21 protein-coding genes and 1 pseudogene are annotated in these 20,087 nt (G+C 72.3%); 6 read left to right on the top strand and 16 right to left on the bottom strand.

From position 1 onward, the window contains the following. Nucleotides 1–654 (bottom strand): transcriptional repressor LexA, encoded by a 654-nt coding sequence (lexA, locus tag QRX50_RS39675; protein WP_285968209.1) that lies wholly within the window; start codon nucleotides 652–654, stop codon nucleotides 1–3. A 137-nt stretch (nucleotides 655–791) separates the two neighbouring features. Here lexA and QRX50_RS39670 point away from each other — a divergent pair, with 137 nt between their 5' ends. Next, nucleotides 792–2,555, top strand: coding sequence for a carboxypeptidase regulatory-like domain-containing protein (locus QRX50_RS39670; protein WP_285968208.1), 1,764 nt, complete (start codon nucleotides 792–794; stop codon nucleotides 2,553–2,555). Between the two features lie 211 nt (nucleotides 2,556–2,766). After that, the gene (locus QRX50_RS39665) at nucleotides 2,767–3,132 is read left to right on the top strand and encodes a YciI family protein (protein ID WP_285968207.1); all 366 of its coding nucleotides are present in this window, start codon (nucleotides 2,767–2,769) and stop codon (nucleotides 3,130–3,132) included. A gap of 40 nt (nucleotides 3,133–3,172) precedes the next feature. Here the strand turns inward: QRX50_RS39665 and QRX50_RS39660 are convergent, their stop codons facing one another. The 11 genes from QRX50_RS39660 to QRX50_RS39610 all read right to left on the bottom strand — a co-directional run bounded on the left by QRX50_RS39660 (nucleotide 3,173) and on the right by QRX50_RS39610 (nucleotide 11,725). Continuing rightward, entirely contained in the window at nucleotides 3,173–4,165 is a 993-nt protein-coding gene (locus tag QRX50_RS39660) for an RNA polymerase subunit sigma-70 (protein WP_353074046.1), read from the bottom strand. Continuing rightward, nucleotides 4,162–4,896 carry an SDR family oxidoreductase gene (locus QRX50_RS39655; RefSeq protein WP_285968206.1) on the bottom strand — a complete coding sequence of 245 codons (735 nt, stop codon included), beginning with the start codon at nucleotides 4,894–4,896 and terminating at the stop codon, nucleotides 4,162–4,164. The genes QRX50_RS39660 and QRX50_RS39655 overlap by 4 nt, the downstream gene beginning before the upstream one ends. Nucleotides 4,897–5,011: 115 nt before the next feature. Then, complete coding sequence (locus QRX50_RS39650) at nucleotides 5,012–5,809, bottom strand: WXG100-like domain-containing protein (RefSeq protein ID WP_285968205.1); 798 nt, start codon at nucleotides 5,807–5,809, stop codon at nucleotides 5,012–5,014. 240 nt (nucleotides 5,810–6,049) lie between these two features. Further along, complete coding sequence (locus QRX50_RS39645) at nucleotides 6,050–6,355, bottom strand: YbaB/EbfC family nucleoid-associated protein (protein ID WP_285968204.1); 306 nt, start codon at nucleotides 6,353–6,355, stop codon at nucleotides 6,050–6,052. A gap of 100 nt (nucleotides 6,356–6,455) precedes the next feature. Then, entirely contained in the window at nucleotides 6,456–6,923 is a 468-nt protein-coding gene (locus tag QRX50_RS39640; protein ID WP_285968203.1) for an RDD family protein, read from the bottom strand. Further along, nucleotides 6,907–7,359 (bottom strand): hypothetical protein, encoded by a 453-nt coding sequence (locus QRX50_RS39635; RefSeq protein ID WP_285968202.1) that lies wholly within the window; start codon nucleotides 7,357–7,359, stop codon nucleotides 6,907–6,909. Before QRX50_RS39635 ends, QRX50_RS39640 begins: the two co-directional genes overlap by 17 nt. A gap of 11 nt (nucleotides 7,360–7,370) precedes the next feature. Continuing rightward, nucleotides 7,371–8,672 carry a hypothetical protein gene (locus QRX50_RS39630; protein WP_285968201.1) on the bottom strand — a complete coding sequence of 434 codons (1,302 nt, stop codon included), beginning with the start codon at nucleotides 8,670–8,672 and terminating at the stop codon, nucleotides 7,371–7,373. A 16-nt stretch (nucleotides 8,673–8,688) separates the two neighbouring features. After that, nucleotides 8,689–9,180, bottom strand: coding sequence for a DUF1269 domain-containing protein (locus QRX50_RS39625; protein ID WP_285968200.1), 492 nt, complete (start codon nucleotides 9,178–9,180; stop codon nucleotides 8,689–8,691). Further along, nucleotides 9,177–9,890 (bottom strand): HD domain-containing protein, encoded by a 714-nt coding sequence (locus tag QRX50_RS39620; RefSeq protein ID WP_285968199.1) that lies wholly within the window; start codon nucleotides 9,888–9,890, stop codon nucleotides 9,177–9,179. The genes QRX50_RS39625 and QRX50_RS39620 overlap by 4 nt, the downstream gene beginning before the upstream one ends. Continuing rightward, entirely contained in the window at nucleotides 9,850–10,299 is a 450-nt protein-coding gene (locus QRX50_RS39615) for a DUF7144 family membrane protein (RefSeq protein WP_285968198.1), read from the bottom strand. The genes QRX50_RS39620 and QRX50_RS39615 overlap by 41 nt, the downstream gene beginning before the upstream one ends. Before the next feature lie 91 nt (nucleotides 10,300–10,390). Further along, entirely contained in the window at nucleotides 10,391–11,725 is a 1,335-nt protein-coding gene (locus QRX50_RS39610; protein WP_285968197.1) for a diacylglycerol/lipid kinase family protein, read from the bottom strand. Between the two features lie 112 nt (nucleotides 11,726–11,837). Here QRX50_RS39610 and QRX50_RS39605 point away from each other — a divergent pair, with 112 nt between their 5' ends. Together QRX50_RS39605 and QRX50_RS39600 are read left to right on the top strand one after the other, a co-directional pair. Beyond that, nucleotides 11,838–13,253, top strand: coding sequence for a DUF2252 domain-containing protein (locus QRX50_RS39605; RefSeq protein WP_285968196.1), 1,416 nt, complete (start codon nucleotides 11,838–11,840; stop codon nucleotides 13,251–13,253). 134 nt (nucleotides 13,254–13,387) lie between these two features. Then, nucleotides 13,388–13,666 (top strand): annotated as a pseudogene (locus QRX50_RS39600) (potassium channel family protein); the annotation flags it as partial. 99 nt (nucleotides 13,667–13,765) lie between these two features. Here the strand turns inward: QRX50_RS39600 and QRX50_RS39595 are convergent. Continuing rightward, on the bottom strand, nucleotides 13,766–15,205 hold the full coding sequence (locus QRX50_RS39595; protein ID WP_285968195.1) for an MFS transporter: 1,440 nt from the start codon (nucleotides 15,203–15,205) through the stop codon (nucleotides 13,766–13,768). Nucleotides 15,206–15,344: 139 nt separating this feature from the next. On the opposite strand from QRX50_RS39595, the gene QRX50_RS39590 reads away from it, so the two are divergent. After that, nucleotides 15,345–17,231: a glycoside hydrolase family 15 protein gene (locus QRX50_RS39590; RefSeq protein WP_285968194.1), complete on the top strand. Its 1,887-nt coding sequence runs from the start codon at nucleotides 15,345–15,347 to the stop codon at nucleotides 17,229–17,231. Here the strand turns inward: QRX50_RS39590 and QRX50_RS39585 are convergent. Beyond that, nucleotides 17,221–18,129: a quinone oxidoreductase family protein gene (locus QRX50_RS39585; protein WP_285968193.1), complete on the bottom strand. Its 909-nt coding sequence runs from the start codon at nucleotides 18,127–18,129 to the stop codon at nucleotides 17,221–17,223. The two genes, QRX50_RS39590 and QRX50_RS39585, sit on opposite strands and share 11 nt — an antisense overlap. Between QRX50_RS39585 and QRX50_RS39580 the strand changes: the two genes are divergently transcribed. Further along, complete coding sequence (locus QRX50_RS39580) at nucleotides 18,121–18,543, top strand: MarR family winged helix-turn-helix transcriptional regulator (protein WP_285968192.1); 423 nt, start codon at nucleotides 18,121–18,123, stop codon at nucleotides 18,541–18,543. The two genes, QRX50_RS39585 and QRX50_RS39580, sit on opposite strands and share 9 nt — an antisense overlap. 3 nt (nucleotides 18,544–18,546) lie before the next feature. Here the strand turns inward: QRX50_RS39580 and QRX50_RS39575 are convergent, their stop codons facing one another. Continuing rightward, nucleotides 18,547–19,152 carry a TetR/AcrR family transcriptional regulator gene (locus QRX50_RS39575; RefSeq protein WP_285968191.1) on the bottom strand — a complete coding sequence of 202 codons (606 nt, stop codon included), beginning with the start codon at nucleotides 19,150–19,152 and terminating at the stop codon, nucleotides 18,547–18,549. 14 nt (nucleotides 19,153–19,166) lie between these two features. Then, nucleotides 19,167–19,940: a class I SAM-dependent methyltransferase gene (locus tag QRX50_RS39570; RefSeq protein WP_285968190.1), complete on the bottom strand. Its 774-nt coding sequence runs from the start codon at nucleotides 19,938–19,940 to the stop codon at nucleotides 19,167–19,169. Between the last annotated feature and the right edge of the window lie 147 nt (nucleotides 19,941–20,087).

Raw genomic sequence — 20,087 nt, 5'->3', positions numbered from 1 at the left:
TCACATGCTGCGCAGCACGGACACGACCGCGCCCAGCACCACGGCCCGGTCACCGTCGATCACGTCGTAGGCCGGGTTGCGGGGTTCGAGGTACACGTGGCCGTTGCGGCGCCGGTAGACCTTCACGGTCGCCTCTTCGTCGATCATCGCGGCGACGATCTGGCCGGAGTGCGCCTCCGACTGCTGGCGCACCACCACGATGTCGCCGTCGCAGATCGCGGCGTCGATCATCGAGTCGCCGCGCACCCGCAGGCCGAAGACGTTGCCGCGGCCGGTGAGCCCGCGCGGCAGCTGCAGCATCTCGTCGAGGTGCTCCTCGGCCGAGATCGGCGTGCCGGCGGCGATGTGGCCGACGACCGGCACCGCCACGGAGTCCTCACCCTGCTGTGGCTCGGCCGTGCCGAGGAACGCGCGCACGTCGATCGGCCGCGACATCGAGCTGCTGCGTCGCAGGTAACCCTTGTCCTCCAGGCTCGCCAGGTGCTTCGACACCGATGAGGACGACCGCAGCCCCACGGCCTCGCCGATCTCGCGGCTGCTCGGCGCGTACCCGTGGCGGACCACCCAGTCCCGGATCGTGACCAGGATCTGCTGCTGGCGAAGCGGCAGGGACGAGGCGTCGAGATGGTCGAAGGTGTCGTCGTAGGTGGTCACCCGCCGAATCGTAGAGGTAGGCGTCTCGCCCACCGGGGACCCCTCCGGTGCGTCGGCGAAGTTCGCCCGGCCGGGGAAGCACCGACCGGACCGGTCGTGCGTGAGGAAAGCGACCGAACGTTCACGGAGGGGAAATCGTGCACAGACGAAGATCACTGGTGCTCGCGGTGGTGAGTGCGGCACTGGTACTGGTGGGGACGGCCGCGCCCGCGGTCGCGTCGGAGAACGGGATCGACGGCGTCGTGACCGACGCCAGGACCGGTGCTCCGGTGCGCGGTGCGTGGGTGCAGGTGCACGACAGCAGCGGTGCCGGGATCACGGGGGCCGGCACCGACGACACGGGCCACTACGACGTTTCGCTGCAGCCGGGCCAGTACACGCTCGAGGTCATGGCCACCGAGTACGACACGTTGGTCACCGACCCGGTGACCTCGCCGGGCACCGTGCCGGTCGCCTTGGTGCCGTACGAATACGGCGGCCTTGCCGGCACGTTCGTACGCGGTCCCGGCCGGCCGGTCGCCGGCGCCGCCGTGCAGCTCGCCGACCCGAACGGCAACGACGTCGCCCGCACGGTCACCGGTGCCGACGGCGGGTACCGCTTCGACCACGTGAAGACGGGCAAGTACAAACGGCGTTACTACTGGCCCGAAAACGCCGAGCAGTGGTACCCGGGGCAGACCGATCCGTACCAGGCGAAGCTCGTCGAGGTGACCGCCGGTGCGGACACCGTCGTCGACGAGACGGCGCTGCCGACGGGTTCGGCCGAGCTCACCGTGACCGACGACGCGAGCCACCGGCCGCTGCCGGGTGCCTGCGTGTCCGCGAGCGGGGTGGGCCAGTGGGCCAACGCGTGCGCGGACTCGGCGGGCAAGGTGCGCTTCCCCGTGCTGCGCGCCGGCACCTACCAGTTTCGCATCGGCGCCGAGGGTCACCTCGACGACGTGCTCAACGCCGACGTCCTTGCCGACGAGACGACCGAGCTCGCGTCGAAGCTGCTGAAGCGGGCGAAACTGTCCGTCAGCTTCGCCGACGCCGCCACCGGCGCTCCGGTCGGCGACGCCTGCCTGGCGATCGTCGACCCGACCCAGCACGGGTCGGTTTCACCGGACAACATGTCGTGCGCCTTCGGCACGGGCAAGCTCGACCTCGACTTCCTGTGGCCGGGCAAGTACCGGTTCTTCGCGGTGCCCGGAAACGTCGCGGGCGGCGACGGCGTGCACGGCAGCCAATGGGTCGGCGCGCGGGGCGGCACGGGCGACGTCGAGAAGGCGACCTGGTTCGAGATCAAGCCCGGGCAGACGACCGACGTGCGCGTGAAGTTCGACGCGGCGGGCTCGATCACCGGCAAGGTCACCGACGCCGCGACGGGCGCGCCGGTCTCCGAGGTCTGCCCGGGAGTCACGGCCGCGTGGTCGGGTGACAACCACCCGTGGGGCGTGCAGTGCACCTACACCGAGGGCCGGTACACGATCGGCGGACTCGGGCCCTACGACTGGCGCGTGCAGTTCCCCGACATGACCGGCGCCCACGCGTGGCAGTGGTCCGGCGGCGCGTCCGACCGGTTCTCGGCCCGGCCCGTGCCCGTCACCGCGGGTGCCGCGACCACGCTCGACGCCGCGCTGAAGCCGGCGGGCAAGATCACCGGGAAGGTGCTCGACGCGACGCTGCCGATGCAGTGGGTCGCCGTGAACGCCTACAACGCCCGCACGGGTGACCCGGCCGGTCCCGACGGGCTCGTGACCTCCGCCGGCCAGTACACCCTGCCCGGGCTGGCCACGCAGGACGTGCGGATCGAGTGGTGGCACGGCAGCCAGGGGCCGCTGGAGTACCCGCGGTCCGTGCCCGTGGTGACCGGCCGCGAAACGAGCGGGATCGACCTGCGCGTACCTGCGGTTTCGTGACGCTCGGGGCCGGGGACCGCGCTCGGCTGGTCCCCGGCCGCCTGGTCGTCGAAAACCAGGTCGTCGAAAACCAGGTCGTCGAAATCATGTCGTCGAAAATCTTCCCGATCGGTTTGTCGAATCGTGCGCGGGGCCGTTCGACGCGTCGGTGTGGGCCGGTCAGCGCTTCCGGGGAGAATCCGGATCCCGGCCCAGGGACAAAGGAGCGGACATGCGGTTTCTCATGATGCACCGGCTGTCGGAGACGCACTCGTCGTGGAACCCCAGCCAGGAGTTCATCGCGAAGATGGGCGAGTTCATCCAGGACTCGGCGGAGAAGGGCATCCTGATCACGGCCGAAGGCGTCCACCCGTCGGAGAAGGGCGCGCTCGTGCGCAAGACGCGCGGCGGCGCCATCAAGGCCACCGACGGCCCGTTCACCGAGGCCAAGGAGGTCATCGGGGGCTTCGCACTGCTGAACTTCGCGAACCGCGAGGAGGCCGTGGAGTACGCGAAGACCTACGCGGCGCTCTTCGACGACGAGATCGAGGTCGAGGTGCGCCAGATCGTCGAGTTCGACGAGCTGCCCACCGCGTGACACCCCGGCCGGTCCGCCCGCCGTGGGCGGACCGGCCGGGTCACCGGGACGAGGGAGCGAACACCGGCACCAGCGCCGGGTCGTTGAACGAGGTGATCCGCGCGATGCGCCCGCCGCGCACGGTCAGGACCTGCACGCCGTACGGCTCGTCGCGCCCGTCGCCGGTGCGGTGGTGCACGACGAGGGCGGGCTGGCCGTTGGCACGCGTGGGCGTCATCCGCCAGCGGCCTGGGCGCAGCACGCGCGCCGCGAGGAAACCCGTGACCGCGTCCCGGCCGGTGAACCACGTCGGGATCGGCGGCATCTCGAGCTCGACATCGGCGCGCAGCAGGCGGACCAGCGCTTCGGCGTCGGCGCGCGTGAACGCGTCCACGTAGTTCTCGAGCAGCGCCCGGTCGGTCTCGCCGGTCGGTTCGGTCATCTCGTCCTCGATCGGTCCGGCCTCGGCGAGGTGGGTCCGCGCGCGGCGCAGGGCGCTGTCGACGGCCGCCGTGGTCGTGTCGAGCAGCTCCGCGACCTCGGCCGTGGGGAAGGCCAGCACGTCGCGCAACGTCAGCACGGCCCGCTGCCGCGCGGGCAGCAGCTGCAGCGCGGCGATGAACGCGAGCCGCACCCCCGCCCGCGCGGCAGCGGCCACCGCCGGGTCGCCGGCGCCGAACTCGGGAGCCGGCTGGAGCCACGCGACCGCGGGCTCCCGCGAGGCCACGGGCACCCGGTGGTCGTCGGCCGGCGCGCCCAGGCCCGATGGAAGGGGCCGCCGGGCCCGGGTCGCCAGCGCCGTCAGACAGGCGGTGGTGGCGATCTTGTACAGCCAGCGCCGCATCGACGACCGGCCCTCGAACCCGCCGAAGCCGCGCCACGCCCGCAGGTACGTCTCCTGCACGAGGTCCTCGGCGTCGTGGATCGAGCCCAGCAGCCGGTAGCAGTGCGCGAGCAGCTCCGGCCGGAACGGCTCGGTCAGCGCGCTGAACTCGGCGTTCGACGGCATGGGTTCTCCCGTGGTGCGCAGGAGTCCACTGTAGAGGCTGCTCACGGCAGTGGGCGCACGCCGGCGCCGCCGACCACGTGCTCCGGCGCGGCGGTCTCGTCGGCCGCCAGGTCCAGCACGGCCTTGGCCACCTGCTCCGGGGTGAGCACCGGCTGCAGGCCCTCGATGAACGCGTCGCGGGCCACGCCCTGGCGCGCCGCGTAGGCGGTGACGCCGGCGGAACCCACGCCGGCCGTCGGCGTGAGCTGGGGGAGCAGCGTCAGGAAACGCAGGCCGAGCCCGGCGCGCTCGGCTTCGCCGGCCGCGTAGCCGCGCAGGTAGCGGACCGCGGCCTTGGCGCTCGCGTAACCACCGCTGAGCGGAGACCCGGCCAGCGCCGCACCGCTCGACATCGACACGACCACGCCGCCGGGCGCGAGCGGCTCGCGCAACGCCGCGCGCGTCCACTCGAAGACGTGCCGCGTGTCGGTGTGCCAGTTGCGGCTGAAGGTTTCCCAGGTCTGCTCCTGCACCGGCGCCATGTGCGGCGTGGCGCCGGCGTTGAGCACGAGCAGGTCGGGCCGGTAGTCGCGGAGCACGGCCGCGGCCAGCGTTTCGTCGGTCGCGTCGGCGGCCAGGGGCGTGAAGAGTTCGCCGGCGTCGTCGCGGACGGCGCGCAGATCTTCTTCGGTGCGCGCGATCCCGACGACGTGCGTGCCGGCGGCGACGAGCGCGACGGCGATCGCGCGCCCGAACCCACGGCCGGCTCCGGTGACGACGGCAGTCTGGAAAGACATCGGACACTCCCGGGTGGTGAGGGAAATCGGTCCGCATCAAGACTCGCCGCCGCGGCGAAAACCGTCGGTGCCCGGGAGTGTCGTGTGTCACATTCGGTGCGCAGCCGCCGCCCCCTCAGCGGTGCAGCATGCGGAAGATCCCGGGGCCCTCCTGGTAGAGGCCCTTGGCGAGCCCCACGTCGCCCGCGGCGTCCTTGAGCGTGTCGACTCTGTCGTCGTTGCTGGACAGGTCGATGGCCGTGGGGACTTGCAGCACGGTGTCGACGGCGCTGTTGGCGACGGCGGACTTCGTCACTTCGAACGTCTCATCGGCCACTTCGCCCACTGCTCGTCCCCCGGGCAGCAAGCTGGTGGCGTCGCTGCCGATGCCGGCCCAGGCCCGCCATGGAAAAGAGGTCGGCCGCCTTGCCCGCGAGCGTGTCGGTGTCGGGTGCCGGGGGTGGCGCCTGCAGGTCTTTCGTCTTGGCCGCGACGAGCGCCTGCAGGGCCCGGGCGAGTTTGACCACCAGCGCCTGCTGCCTGGCCTTCCCGGCGGCGCCGACTTCGGGTTGTCCCAGTACAGGTATTCCGGCAGCTTGATCGCGATCGTGGTCACGATGGCCGTTTTGACATCCTTGAGCGCCTGCGCGTAGCGGTCGCCGAGCTGGGCCACCTGTTCGGCGTGCTGCTGCTGCAGCGTGATCGCGTGCCCGGCCACGCTCTGGCCCATCGCCTTGCCCGCCTGGTCACGCCAGGCGCGCTCGGCCGCCTGGCGCTGCTCGGCCAGCTCGGTCCCGGCCTGGCCGGCCAGTTTGCCTGCCTTGCGCCAGTCTTGCGCGAGCTCGGTGACGGCGTCCTCGTCATCGGGAGGCCACACGTTCGCGACCTGCCTGACAGCGGCATACAGCTCGTTGTTCGGTTCGGGGATGGCCACGGCTCACTCCTGCCCGAACGCGTCGCGCCCGGCGGTGTCCGCGGCTTCGTAGTCCGCCACCGCAGCGTGCCCGGCGTCGGCGAGGGCCTTCACCCCCCCCCCGCGCGATCCGGGCGGCCTGCTCGCTCAGCCGCTGCGCGCCGGGGGCGAAGCCGGCGAGGAAACTCGCGCCCATCGCCGTCGAGGTGCGCGCCGTCGGAGTCGGTTGCCATTTTTCGTGGTCTCCCTTCGATTCCCGGGTCAGTGGGGGAGCGAGAGCTGGCTCCTGGTCAGCTCGAACGGACGCGCGTCGGCCTTGGCCCGCGCCGCGCGGCAGGTCTCGGCAATCGTGCGCGCCAGTGCCGCCGAGTCGTGGGTGCGGTAGATCCGCGGGTCGAGGTCGAGCTCCACCACGTCGCCGCGCGCGTCCACCTTCACGAAAACCAGGCCGTCGTCGGACTCCGCCTCCTCGACGACCGCCGCGAGCTCACGCTGGATCCCGCGGATTTCCTCCGCGAGCCGGTCGAACGCGACCGGCTCGTAGGTCAGCACCACCCGGTTGCCCATCGCTGCCTCCGCTCGTCGTACTCACGCGAGCGAAGTCCGGGGCGCGCGACGCGCCGTGACCGGCGAGTGGCAGCTTCCGGCCACCTGATCGTATAACGACCTATACGGCGTCCTTTGTGGACACGAACGCTCCGCCGTCGGTCTGCCAGTCGTAGACGACCGTCGTCCGGAGGACGACGTCCTGCAAGGACCGGCGGTGGGGGCTGACGATCACCCACAGCAGCCCGATCGGGAGGACCACGCAGAACACCGCCCGCACCGCGGCGCGCGCCCAGCCCAGGCGCCGGCCGCGGCCCAGGACGCGGAGGCCGAGCAGCGCGGCGCCGTAGCTGCGGCCGATCGTGGCCCAGCCGACGGTGAGGTACCCGATCGCGACGGCCGCGGCGAGGCCCCCGGCCAGTGCCGGCGGTGCCGCGGGCCACCGGAACGAGAGCGGCGAGGCCGCGAACAGTGCCGCCACCACCGCGAAGTAGCCGCCGACCGTGATCAGCCCGGTCACGGCCGCGTCGATCAGCGCGGCGACCAGGCGCGTGACGATGCCCGCCGGCCCCTCAGGCGGGCCGGTCACCACGGCGCCGCAGCACCCGGCCGACGACCCGGGCCACGGCGTCGTCGGCGTTCACCCCGGCCCCGCGTACGCCCCGGATCGCTTCCCCCGCAACGGTCCCGCTCGACTGTCGCACGACCTCGGGCAGGTCCATCGCAGCCACGAGGTCACCGAAGTCCAGTGTGGACACCACGCCCGCCACGTCGACCTCGGCCAGCACCGCGTCGAGGTCCACGTGCTCGCTGAGAAGCTTCGGCAGGTCGACCGCGTCGAGCACGATCGCGGCGGTCGCGGTCACCACGTCCCGCACCGCGCGGCGCGCCACGTCCTCGGGCACGGCGGTCGTCAGCACGGCCCAGCCCGCCCGCCGCAGGGGCGTCGACGCCCACCAGCCGGCCTTGAGCGCCACCGCGCTCAGCCCCAGCACCGCGCCGACGCGGTCGGGCTCGTCGTCCACGGCGTCCCCCTTCAGCCGGTCGCCGCCGGCCGGTCGCCGGGGGCGTCGAGGAACTGGATCACGGCGAGGACCACCAGCAGCACGAGGGCGATCAGCAGCACCGCGAGCCCGCTCGGCCGGTCGAGGAACAGGAACACGAGCACGGCGATCGCGACGGCACCGGCGCGCAGGGCCACGCGGTAGGAGTGCACCCACTTGCCGAGGCCGGTGGCGCGCAGGCCGCTGCGCGAGCGCAGCCACGTCAGTCCCTTGACCACACCCTGGCGGATGTGCACCGCGGTCGACGAAGGACCGGCGAGGAACGCGCCGATCGCCACCACGATCCCGACCGCGAACAGGGTTCTCAGACCGTCGCGCAAGAACCGCAGCACGATGTCGAACGCCGCCGAGACCGGCGCCGCCGAGCGGCTCGGGACCGCGTCGACGACGATGGTGCGCCCTATCGCGAGCCCGATGGCGAGCACCAGCATGCTGAAGGCGAACCCGAGCGCGGCGCCGATGAGCGCCCGCCGTTTGTGCTGCGCGATGTAGACGCCCGCGGCGAGCAGCACGATCGCGATCCACGGCAGCCACGTCGCGAGCCGGTCCGAGGCGGTGTACCAGGACCGGGCCTGCACCAGGCCGGCCGCGTCGGCGACCGCGATCGTCGGGTGGACCTCGGGGATGCGGTTCACGATGGTGAGCCCGTCGGAGGCGAGCTGCTGCTTCGCGACGTCGATGAACGGCGCCAGGTCGAGCACGACCTTGTCGCCCTGGATCGCGATGGCCGAGGCCGATCCGTCGAGCACGGCCACCGCCTGCGTGTGGGCCACGCGGATCACGCGGTCCCACGTCTGCGCGATCTGGTCACTCGCCACGAGGTTCGCGACGCGGCCGTGCACGAAGCTCTGCACGCCCGACGCCAGCGGGCCGGTCAGGGCCTCCAGCCGGTCGGTGACGGCCGGCGGGACGCCCTGGGCGGCGAGCGCGCCGACGGCGTCGGTCGCGATGGCCTTCACGTTGACGTTCGTGAAGATCGTCTCGGTGACCCGGTCGGTCACGGCGGCCTGCACCGCCGGGTCGCGGATCAGCGGGCTCATCGTGGCGGTGAACCGGTCGGTGTCGGAGATCTGGTTGTGCACCCACACCGACGCGAGCGCGAGCGGGGCCAGGATGCAGCCGAGCACGATGAGGATCGTGGACACGATCGGCCGCCAGCCGACCCGGCGGCGTTCGCGGGTGGCCCGCAGCCGGGCGACCTCGAGCCGCAGTTGTTCCAGCTCGGCCCGCTCGTCCGCGGTCGGCTCGATGAGGTGGTCCGTGCTGTCCGACATGACCGGCCCGGCCCGCTCAGCTCGAGATCATTTCCCGCAGCGCGGCTTCCTGCTCCGCGGACAGGTTGGACTGCAGCAGCTCCGGCTTGTGGCCGCCGGCCTCGATCGCGGCCTTCACCTTGTCGACCACCGCGTCGCTGGACATCAGGAACAGGGCCGAGGTGCCGGGCGTGATCTTGTCGCGCACGGACTTGATGAAGTCGTCGTCGATGCCGACGTCGGTCAGCGAGCCGGCGAGCGCCCCGGTGGCCGCGCCGATGGCGGCGCCGATGAGCGGCATCAGGAAGATCAGGCCGAACAGCATGCCCCAGAACATCCCGCTCATCGCGCCGCCGGCGGTGAGGTTGCGCAGCTGGCGGGTCTTCGGCTTCTTGGCGTCGGGTTTCCACGACACGGTGGCCGCGTCGTGGATCGAGATCAGTTCCTGCTTGGCCAGGCTCCGGAGCGTGTCCACCGCGTTGTCGGCTCCGTCGGGGCTGTCGAACTTCCACACCGTCAGCGTCGTCATCGTGCTCTCCTGTCGGGTTCGCGGGCTGCGCCGTCGCCACCGTCGCCCCGCACGGCCGCATCCGCCTCGCCCCTGCGGGGTGAGACCCGCCGCCGCACCGCCGCGGCACCGAGGCGCAGTTCGGTGCGCCGCACCGCGTCGTGCCGGGCGGTGTGTGCGCCGGCGTCGAGCGCGCGCACGAGGGGTGACCCGGGACCGTGGCGGGCGCGGATGCCGGCGATGCGCTCGGCGAAGTCCGTCGGGCGGCCGTCCGGGTTCGTGCGCATGTCGCAGAACCACAGGGCGTCGCGCAACGGGGAGTGCTCGTCGGGGTAGCGGGCGAGGTCGGTCGCGAACCCGCGTTCTCCGGCGATGAGTTCGGCGGCCGAGTGCTGGGCCACGAGGTTCACCAGCCGGGGCGGTGCCGACACCGCGGCGAGGAACCGGGCGCCGTCGAGCGGGTGGTAGCCGCACACGACGAGCCCGGACGCGTAGCCGATGTCGTGCAACAGCGCGGCCGCCACGAGCAGCTCCACCTCGTCGGCGGGCAGCAGGCTCGGCCCGATCTGCCGCCCGCACTTCGCGACTCCCCGCACGTGCTCCCATCTTCGCGGCAGCTCGTGCGAAAGGTGGCGCCGCGCGAGGCCCCAGGCCCACGCGATCAGCGCGCCGCGAGGGTGCGTCGCCGGTTCAGCGGCGGCTGTTGCGGGGGCGGAGTGCGTCGGGGGCATGTGCGACCAGCGCCCAGATGACGAGCACGTCGAGGGTGAGCACGACCAGCGCCCAGAACGGCGCGGCGGGCAGGAAAGTCAGGTGCGCCAACGCGCTGAGCCCGGCGATCACGATACCGGGGTAGCGCGCCCAGCTCGCCCGTGTGAACAGCCCGAGCCCCGTGACCACCGCGGCCACGCCGAGCACCAGGTGCACCCAGCCCCAGCCGGTGAGGTCGAACAGCAGGGTGCCGTGCGGGGTCACGGCGTAGTACTGCGGGTCGAGCAGCGCCGTGAGCCCTTCGACCAGGGTGAAGCTCCCGAGCAGGAGCATCATCGTGGCACCGAAGAAGATCCAGCGGGCCCAGCCGGACTCCTCGTCGGCGGACTCCTGCGCGGGTGCGGCCGGGCGCACAGCGTGATCGCTCATGGTCGGATCCCTTCTCCTGGCCGCGGACATCTTCGACGGCGTGGCTCGCGGGCGCTTCGCCCCGTGCGGATGAAACCGTCCATTCCGGACGTCAGCGGGCCGGCCGTCCGGCGAGCACCCGGAGCAGCACGCGCACCGCCTCGCCCATGCCCTGGGGCGTGGCCGCGGCGGGGGCGACGCCGGGCGCGTCCAGCGGCACGCGGACGCGCAGCGCGCCGGGCAGCGTGCGGAACCGCAGCGGCGGTTCCAGCTGAAGCGCCTCACCGTCGACCCCGATGTCCACAAGGGACTGTCCCGAGGTCACTACGAACTCTTCGGCCTGCCACGCCCGGTAGCCGGGGTAGCGGGCGAGCTGGCCGGTGAGCTCCGCGGTGACCAGCGCCGGAAGGTCGCGCGCCCGGTCGACGCTCACGGTGACGATGCCGAGCGAGCCGCTGTCGAGCCGTTCGCGCGAGCCGAAGCCGCTGAGGCGGTCGAGGCGGTAGGCGCCGTTGGACACCAGCACGATGTCGGCCGGCGGACGGTCGTCGTCGCCGGGCACGCGGTACTGGAGGTCGAAGTGCTCGGACTCGGGGCCCAGCAGCTGCGGCAGCTGCCCGGCGACCGTCGACACTTTGGCGTCGCGGTAGCCCGGCGACTGGACCACCGTGGCGTAGACGCCGAGCGAGGCGTTGTTCACGAACACCCGGTCGCCGATCAGCGCGAGGTCGATGCGGTGCTCGGCCGCTTCGCCGTACGCGTCGAGGGCGGCGGTCACGTTGTCACGGTCGAGTCCGAGGTCGAGGGCGAAGTGGTTGCGCGTGCCGGCGGGCACACAGACGTACGGCAGGCCGTGGCGGCGCGCGACGTCGGCGACCAGCGCCTGGGAGCCGTCGCCGCCGGCCATCCCGAGCACGTCCGCGTGCTTCGCCGCCTCTTCTGCGAGCGCCCGCAGGTCGTCGCCGCGGCGCAGCACCACGGGGGTGACGCCGCGTTCGCGTGCCTCGCGTTCGAGGTCGAACTGCGCCACCTTCCCGCCGCCGGAGCGGGGGTTCATCAGCAGCACGCCGTGGCGTGCCGGGCCGACGCGGTCGGCCCGGGCGCGGCGGGCCAGATCGTGGCCGATCGCCACCCGGGCGGCCAGCGCCGCGAGCACCATCAGCCCGAGGACCAGCGGCAGCACCACGAACGTGCGCAGGTCCGGCAGCAGGGCGACGGCGGCGAGCGCGAGGACGGCCACGACGGCGAGCACGATCCGCGCGATCCCGTGGCGGACCAGTGCCGCCCAGGCCGCGATCGTGGCGATCACCAGCAGCACCACGGCGAGCACCAGCTGCCCCGGGTTGCGGACCGCCGCGAGCACCGCCACGACGATCGCGGCGGCCAGTGCGAGGAGGGCGCCCAGCGCGCACGCGCGCCGGGCGAGCGACGGAGCAGGGCCGGTCATGCGCCGACTCTGCGTGGGCGCGCGGCCCCGTGTCGTCACCCCGTCCGGATGATGCCTCGTCTCACCCCGTGCGGGGGAGGAAAGGCACCCGCCGGCGGGTGAAGCTGCCTCGATGGTGCTCACGTCACGACGTTCGCCGGTCGAATCCCGGGAAGACCGGATCGCCCGGGGCAAGGCGGCCCGTGCGGCCGCTCCGCGGTCGAGCCACGCCGGGTTCACGCGAGAACGCGGCCGCCCGGATCCACTGGAACTGCTCGCCCGCCAGGACGCAACGCGCGTCAAGGAGCTGCTGCCGATTCGCTACGGGCGCATGGCGGTATCGCCGTTCACCTACTTCCGCGGGGCCGCGCTGCCGATGGCGAGCGACCTTTCCGGCACGGCGGTGAGCGGGCTTCGGGTGCAGGCGTGCGGCGACGCGCACCTGATGAACTTCGGCGTGTTCGCCTCGCCGGAACGCAAGCTCGTGTTCGACATCAACGACTTCGACGAGACGTTGCCCGGCCCGTGGGAGTGGGACGTGAAGCGCCTCGCGGCGAGCCTCGAGATCGCGAGCCGGGACAACGGGTTCTCCGCTCGCCAAATCCGCGGCGTGGTGGTCGGGACGGTCGCGCAGTACCGCGAGGCGATGCGGGAGTTCGGCGAGCGCACCGCGCTCGACGTCTGGTACGCCCATGCCGACGTCGATCAGGTGAAGGCCCTCTACGCCGACCGCCTGCGCGGGCGCCGGCGCCGGATGATCGAGAAGGGCATGGCCTCGGCTCAAGCGCACGACAACCTCGGCGCGCTGCGCCGCTTCACGTCGGTCGCCGAAGGCACGGTGCGCATCAAGCCCGACCCGCCGATCGTGCTGCCCCTCGACGAGCTGGCGCGCACCAAGACGGGCGCGGACGAGGTGCGCGAGCAGCTGGGCTCGATCCTGCAGGCCTACCGCGCCACGCTGGAACCCGAGCGGCGCGTGCTGCTGGACCGCTACCGGATCGTGGACATGGCGCACAAGGTCGTGGGCGTCGGCAGCGTCGGCACGCGGTGCTGGATGGTCCTCATGCTCGGCAACGACGACCGCGACCCGTTGTTCCTGCAGGCGAAGGAAGCCGGCCCGTCGGTGCTGGAGGAGTTCGCGGGGCCCAGCGACTACGACAACGCGGGACGTCGCGTGGTCGTGGGTCAGCGGCTGATGCAGACGGTGAGTGACATCTTCCTCGGCTGGGTCCACGTGACCGGCGCCGACGACCGCCCGCGCGACTTCTACCTGCGCCAGCTGCGCGACTGGAAGGGCTCGGCCAACGTCGAGTCGATGGACCCGCGCGACCTGCGCACCTACGGCATGCTGTGCGCTTGGACGCTCGCGCGCGCCCACGCCCGCACCGGCGACAGCGTGGCGATCGGCGCCTACGTCGGCTCGAGTGACTCGTTCGACCAGGCGATCGCCGAGTTCACACGCGACTACGCCGACCAGAACGAGAAGGACCACGCGGCGTTGACCAAGGCCATCAAGACGGGTGCGGTCAAGGCCGAGTCGGGGCGGTGAAGGCGCGGCAGTTGCTCGGCCCGGGTGTGCTGCGCCCCGTGCTGACGGTGGCCACGCTCGTCGCGGTGTACTACCTGCTCCCGGTGGATCGGCAGCTCGACGCGTGGACGATCGTCGGACTGGTCGTCGGGGTCATGCTGGTCGTGGTCCTCGTCGTGGTCGAGGCCCGGATGATCCTGCGTTCCTCGCGCCCGGCGCTGCAGGGGATCCAGGCGCTCGCGCTCGTGGTGCCGCTGTTCCTCCTGGTGTTCGCCAACGTCTACTACGTGCTGGCCTACAACCGGCCCGAGACCTTCGGCGCGCCGCTGACCCGCACCGATTCGCTGTATTTCGTGGTCACCGTGTTCGCGACGGTCGGGTTCGGCGACATCACGCCCCTGACCCAGGGCGCGCGCCTGCTGGTCACCGCGCAGATGCTCGCCGACCTGCTGGTGGTGGGCGTCGCGTTGCGGGTGATCGTGACGGCCGTGCAGCGCCGCCGCTCAAGTCCGATCGAGGGACTGGCCTTACCTTCAGCGCTGCGCGCGCCGCGGGATCAGCAGGGCCGTGACGACACCGACGAGACCGAGGCACACGAGCATGATCAGGGCGATGCCGAACGGCCCGTTGCCCGGGACGGCCGCACCGGCGAGCACGGAGCCGACCAGCGCGGTGCCCAATGACGAGCCGAGGTTCGACACGCTGCGCGAGACACCCGAGATGTCGCCCTGCAACTCCTCCGGGGAGCTCGACTGCACGAGGTTGACCGACGCCGTCAGCATCACGCCGACCCCGATGCCCATCAGCAACAGCCCGGGCGTGAACGTCCAGACGCTCGAGTCCTCCCGCACCAGCAGCAGCATCAGCACCAGGCCCAGCGTCGTGGCGGTGAAGCCGGCCCGGATCAGCCTGCGCAACGAGTGGCGCCGCGACATCCGTCCCGCGAGAGCCGACGCGGCGAGGATGCCGATGGTGGCGGGCACGAGCACCAGCCCCGTCTCGATCGCGCTGAAGCCGCGGATCTGCTGCAGGAACACCGACGTCACGAAGAAAGAGCCCTGCATGACCAGCCACTGCAGCACCTGGGTCACCAGCCCGAGGTTCGAGGCCTTGCTGCGGAAGATCTTCAGCGAGAACAGCGGGGCGCGCCCCGCGTGCTCCACGCGCCGCAGGTGCAGGAAGAAGATCGCCAGCAGCACGGCCCCGATCGCGACGTAGATCCACACCGGCGACATGCCGCCCGTCGGGATCACCACCGTGCCGCCGATCGTGAAGTCCTCCCGCGACTTGAGCCACCCGTAGGTGGAGCTCTGCAGCACGCCGAAGACCACGAAGAACAGCCCGGCCGCCGACAGCACCGCGCCCCAAACGTCGAAGTGCGGCGGCCGCTCGGCCAGCGGTGGGTCGACGATACGCAGGGCGAGGACGATGATCAGCACGATCACGGCCACCTGGAAGAGGAACGACGTCCGCCAGCCGAGGTAGCTCGTGATCAGGCCGCCCAGCAGCGGCCCCGCCGCCGCGCCGAGCCCCGCCGCCCCGCTCACGATCCCGAAGTTGCGGGCGCGGGCGCTCACGTCCTCGAACACCACCGTGATGAGGATGTAGATCGGCGGGATCAGCAGCGCCGACCCGATGCCCTCCAGCAGCGAGTACCCCACGATCAGCAGCCCGATGCCCTGCGCGAACGACGCCAGCAGCGCGCCCGAGCCGTAGATCACGAGGCCCGCGATGAAACAGACCTTGCGGCCGAGGAAGTCCGTGAGCTTGCTGCCCGGGATCATCAGCGCGGCCATCGTGAGCGTGAACAGCGTGATCGCCGTCTGGATACTGATGACCGACGTGCCGATGTCGTCGGCGATCGTGCTGATCGCCACGTTCATGTTCGTCGCCGCGTAGCTCGCGATGAACTGCCCGAGCGCGAGCGGCAGCACGACGGCGGAAGCGGAGACGCTCTTCGATCCCGTGGCCATCGGGGCCCTCTCCTCGATGCCCCACCTTGCGAAGCCGCGGCGGCGACGGCATCACCTGTTGCGGATGACCCGCCGGAGCCCCGCTCACCGGACGCTGGCACCGGGCGGGCCCCCGGTGTCCGGCCGAGGGAGGCGGGCCATGACCGAGACCGCGATCGCCGATCACGGGATGGTGGGCGACCTGCAGACGGCGGCGCTGATCACCACCGACGGGTCCGTCGACTGGTTCTGCTGTCCGCGCTTCGACTCGCCGAGCGTGTTCGGCGCGTTGCTCGACGACGAGCGCGGCGGGCGGTTCAGCGTGCACCCCGTGGGCACGGAGTACGAGACGAAGCAGATGTACCACCCGGACACCGCGGCGCTCATCACACGGTTCTTCACTGCCGACGGCGTGGGCGAGGTCGTCGACTTCATGCCGCCGCTGGACGAACGCGCCACGGACAACCACCGGCTGGTGCGGCTGCTGCGGTGTGTGCGCGGGCGAATGAAGTTCGAGCTGGAGGTGGCGCCGCGGTTCGGCTACGGGCGGGTGCCGCACACGGTCGACGTGAGCGCGGGCGGCGTGGTCTTCTCGACCGACGACGTGGCGCTCACGCTGCACGTGGTGCGCGAGCCCGACGACGAGCGGCTGGCCGAGGCGCAGATCCACGACGGCGACGTGCGCGGCACGGTCACCCTCACCGCCGGGCAGGTGCGCGGGCTGGTGCTGGAGTCGGCGGCCGAGGGCCGGCCGCGGGAGATTCGCGTGGCCGAGGTGGAGCGGCTGTTCGACGAGACCGTGGCGTTCTGGCGGTCCTGGCTCGCGCGCTCGACCTACCGCGGCCGCTGGCGCGAGATCGTCGAGCGCGCGGCGATCACGTTGAAGCTGATGACGTACGCGCCGACCGGCGGGCTCGTCGCCGCGCCGACGATGGGGCTGCCGGAGCAGGTGGGCGGCGAACGCAACTGGGACTACCGCTACACGTGGGTGCGCGACGCGTCGTTCTCCGTGTATGCGTTGCTGGGCCTCGGTTTCGTCGAGGAGGCCGAGCAGTTCGGTGCGTGGCTGGGCCGGCGGATCCGTGAGGGCGGCGCGGGGGAGGGCCGGCCGCTCAACATCATGTACCGCATCGACGGCTCGTCCGACTTGAAGGAAGACCTGCTGGAGCACTGGTCCGGCTATCGCGGCTCGCGTCCCGTGCGAGTCGGCAACGGCGCGGCCGAGCAGCTGCAGCTCGACATCTACGGCGAAGCGCTCGACAGCCTGTACGTCGCCGACCTCGCCGGGCTGACCGTGCCCCACCGCGGCTGGGCGGGACTGGCCGGCGTGCTCGACTGGGTCACCGAACACTGGGACCAGCCCGAGGAGGGCATCTGGGAGACACGCGGCGGCCGCCAGGCCTTCACCTACGGGCGCCTGATGTGCTGGGTCGCCCTCGACCGCGGCATCCGGTTGGCGTCCGAACACGGCCGCCCCGCGCAGGTCGACCGCTGGCGCGACGCGCGCGACCGCATCTACGAGCAGATCATGGCCCGCGGCTGGAACACCACGCGGAAGGCCTTCGTGCAGCACTACGACACCGACGTGCTCGACTCCTCGCTCCTGCGTATGCCCATGGCCGGCTTCATCGCCCCGCGCGACCCCATGTGGCTGTCCACTTTGGACGCGATGGAGTCCGAACTCGTGACCGACAGCCTCGTCTACCGCTACGACCCCGGCGCCTCGCCCGACGGCCTGCGCGGCTCCGAGGGCACGTTCTCCTTGTGCAGCTTCACCTGGGTCGGCGCATTGGCCCGCGCCGGGCGCCTCGACCAGGCGCGGCAGGCGTTCGAGAAGATGCTGACCTACGCCAACCACGTCGGGCTGTACTCCGAGGAGATCGCCCTGACCGGTGAGCAGATCGGCAACTTCCCGCAGGCCTTCACGCACCTCGCGCTGATCGACGCGGCGCTCACGCTGGACGCGGCCCTCGACCGGGCCGAGCCGGGTGCGGTCCACCGTGCCGTCAGTGTCCACAGTGTCCAGCTCGGCGGGCTCAGGGTGTGAAGACGATCCGCTCGCCGGGGTCGGACGGTGCCGTCCAGGTGTCCTCGACCTCCGCGAGCGGGATGGCCTTCGCGGCGGTACCGAAGGTGCCGGCGGCGAGCTCGTCGAGCAGTGCCGGCAGTTCGGCGACGATCCCGGCCGTGGTCAGCGAACCCTGACCACTGCCCATGATCCGCAGGTTCGCCGCGCGCAGCAGGGCCGAGGGCAGCGTGACGTCGGCGCCGGCGGGGGAGCCCATCTGCACCCAGGCCAGCGGTTTGCTGCGCTCGGTGCGGTGGGTGACGAGCGCCCGCATGGCCAGCTCGGCCGGGGCGCCCCACGTGTAGTCGAGCACGACGTCGACGTCCGCGGTGAGCTTGTCCGCGTCGGCGGTGGAAACTACGCGGGTCGCACCGAGCCCGGTGATCAGCTCCAGCCGCCGCGGATCCCGCCCGACCGCGACGATCTCGCTCGCCCCCAGGTGCCGCGCGACCTCCACGGCCAGCCGCCCGGCGTCGCCCGTCGCGCCGAGCACCAGCACGCTCTGCCCCGGCTCGAAATCGACCCGCCGCCGCAACGCCACCCACGACGACGTCGCCGGGTTCATCGCGGCGGCGACCGCCACCGCGTCGGCCGCTTCGGGCAGTTCCACCGCCCGCCGCGGATCGAGCACCGCGCGCTCGGCCATCGTCCCCGGCCCGTCGTCGCCGGCGACGAAGTACACGCGCCTGCCGTCGGGCAGCCGGCCCACTCCGTCGACGCCCGGGACCATCGGCAGCCGCCCGTCACCGGTGTAGTGCGTGCCGCCCGCGCCGGACCGCACGCGCGGGTGCAGCCCGGCCGCGAGCACCTCCGCGAGCAGCTGCCCGCCGCCGGCTTCGGGCGTCTCGAGCTCTTCGTAGCGGGGCGCATGGAGCAACCATCGGACCTGGGCCTCGTCGACGGCCTGGCGCGGCTGTCCTTCCTGGTCCAGGGCGAGCTCGCCCCCGTCGCCGCCGAGCACGGCCTGTCGCTCGTGCAGCTGCGCCTCCTCGGCATCCTGCGCGACCGCACGCCCGGCATGCAGGAACTCGCGCGCCACCTCGAGCTCGACAAGTCGAGCACCACGGCCTCGTCACCGGCGCCGAACGCCGCGGCCTGGATCCAGTGCACCCCGGCCCCCCACGACGGCCGCGCGGTGCTCGTGGCGCGCACCGCCGACGGCCACACCCTGGCGCGCGAGGGCGAGGCGGCGGTGGGGCGCCGGCTGGAAGCGCTCGCGGCCGGTCTCACCGAGGCGCAACGCACCCGCTTGGCTCAGCTGGCGAGTCTCCTGGTGGCTACGGCGGGGTGATTCTCAGGCGCCGATGCCTTCGAGCACCGTCGCCACCACGTCGTCGAGCGAGGGGGCCGGGGCCGGGCCCGCGTGGGGGACCAGGGCGGAGAACACCGTCTCGTGGCAGGCGCCGACGAGCAGGGCCGCGGCGGCGTCGAGATGAGCGGTGGAGGAGAGGCGGCCGAGGTCGCGTTCGGCGTGGAGGTAGGTCAGCAGGCGGTCGCGCCATTCGGTGTTCGTGGGGGTGAGGGCCGCGAAGCGGGTGAGGACCACCGGGTGGGCGAGCAGACCGGCGAACGTGGGCAGGATGGCGCGGTGCAGGGCGAGCCCGTAGGCGAGGTGTGCGCGGAGGTTGGCCTCGACCGTGGCGTCACCGGCCACGGGCAGGTCGCCCAGAGCGCGTTCGGCGCCGCGGACGTGGGCGCGCAGGGCGTGCGCCAGGAGTTCTTCCTTGTCAGCGAAGTGGTTGTACAGCACGCCGTCCGCGACGCCGGCGCGGCGGGCGATCGCGCGGACCGTCAGCTTCGCCGCGCCTTCCTCGGCCATGAGCGCGCCGGCCGTCGCGATGAGGTGCTCGCGCAGGCTGCGGTCCCCGTCGCGCAGGGCGGCTGCTGTTCTCGGTGACATCACGGCCATCGTATTCACCGCGCGGCGGTGACGAGCCACGCCGCGCCCCGCAGCCGCACGGCGCCGGGCTCGGCGAACGGGCGCAAGGCCGCAACCAGCGCGGCTTCGGCGCCCGGCCCGTGCTGCCGGACGGGGCCCCAGCCGGCGATGAACTCCGCCGCGTGGGCCACGTCGCGGCCCCACACCTGGTCGGCCTCGACGCGCGTGCACGTGACGTCGCGGAATCCGGCGTCGGTCAGCACCGAACGCGTGTGCACGGGATCGGCCAGCGACGTCGGCCCGGCGCCCGAAGGCAGTGGCGCCACCGCGCCGAACACCGTCCCGAGATCGGTCCCGGCGAGCTCGGTCAGGCATACGAACGCGAGCTGCCCGCCCGGCCGCAGCGCGTGGCGCACCCGGGCGAACGCCGCCACCGGATCCGCGTAGAACATCACCCCGAACCGGCTCAGCGCGACGTCGAACGAGCCCTCGGCGAACGGGAAAACCTGCACGTCACCCTGCTCGAACACCACGTTCCCCGCGCTCCGGGCCCGCGCCGTGGCCAGCATCGGCCCGGACAGGTCGACGCCCAGCACCCGGCCGGACCCGGACCGCGCCGCCGCGAGCCGCGTCAGCTGCCCGGTGCCGCACCCGAGGTCGACCACGTCGTCGCCCGGACCCACCGCGGCCAGCAGGAACTCGTTGAACCCGCTGTTCACCGCGTCGTAGCGATCGGCGTGCTCCGCCCAGTGCCCACCCTCGTAGCCGTTCCACGCCTGCGCCTGCGCCGTGTTGACGATCCCGGTCACGATCTCCTCCTCGAACGTTGTGAACACATGTTCATGAACAGGTGTTCATCATGGCTCGCCATTCCGGGAGCTGTCAAACAGTCCGATGTGGACGGTCATGATCACGTCAGCGATTCGTAAGGCTCCGCCACCTCGGCCTGCGAGCTG

The organism is Amycolatopsis sp. 2-15, from assembly GCF_030285625.1.
Lineage (GTDB): Bacteria > Actinomycetota > Actinomycetes > Mycobacteriales > Pseudonocardiaceae > Amycolatopsis > Amycolatopsis carbonis.
The sequence above is the reverse complement of the archived record's forward strand: the minus strand, read 5'-3'. Positions and strand labels throughout refer to the sequence as shown.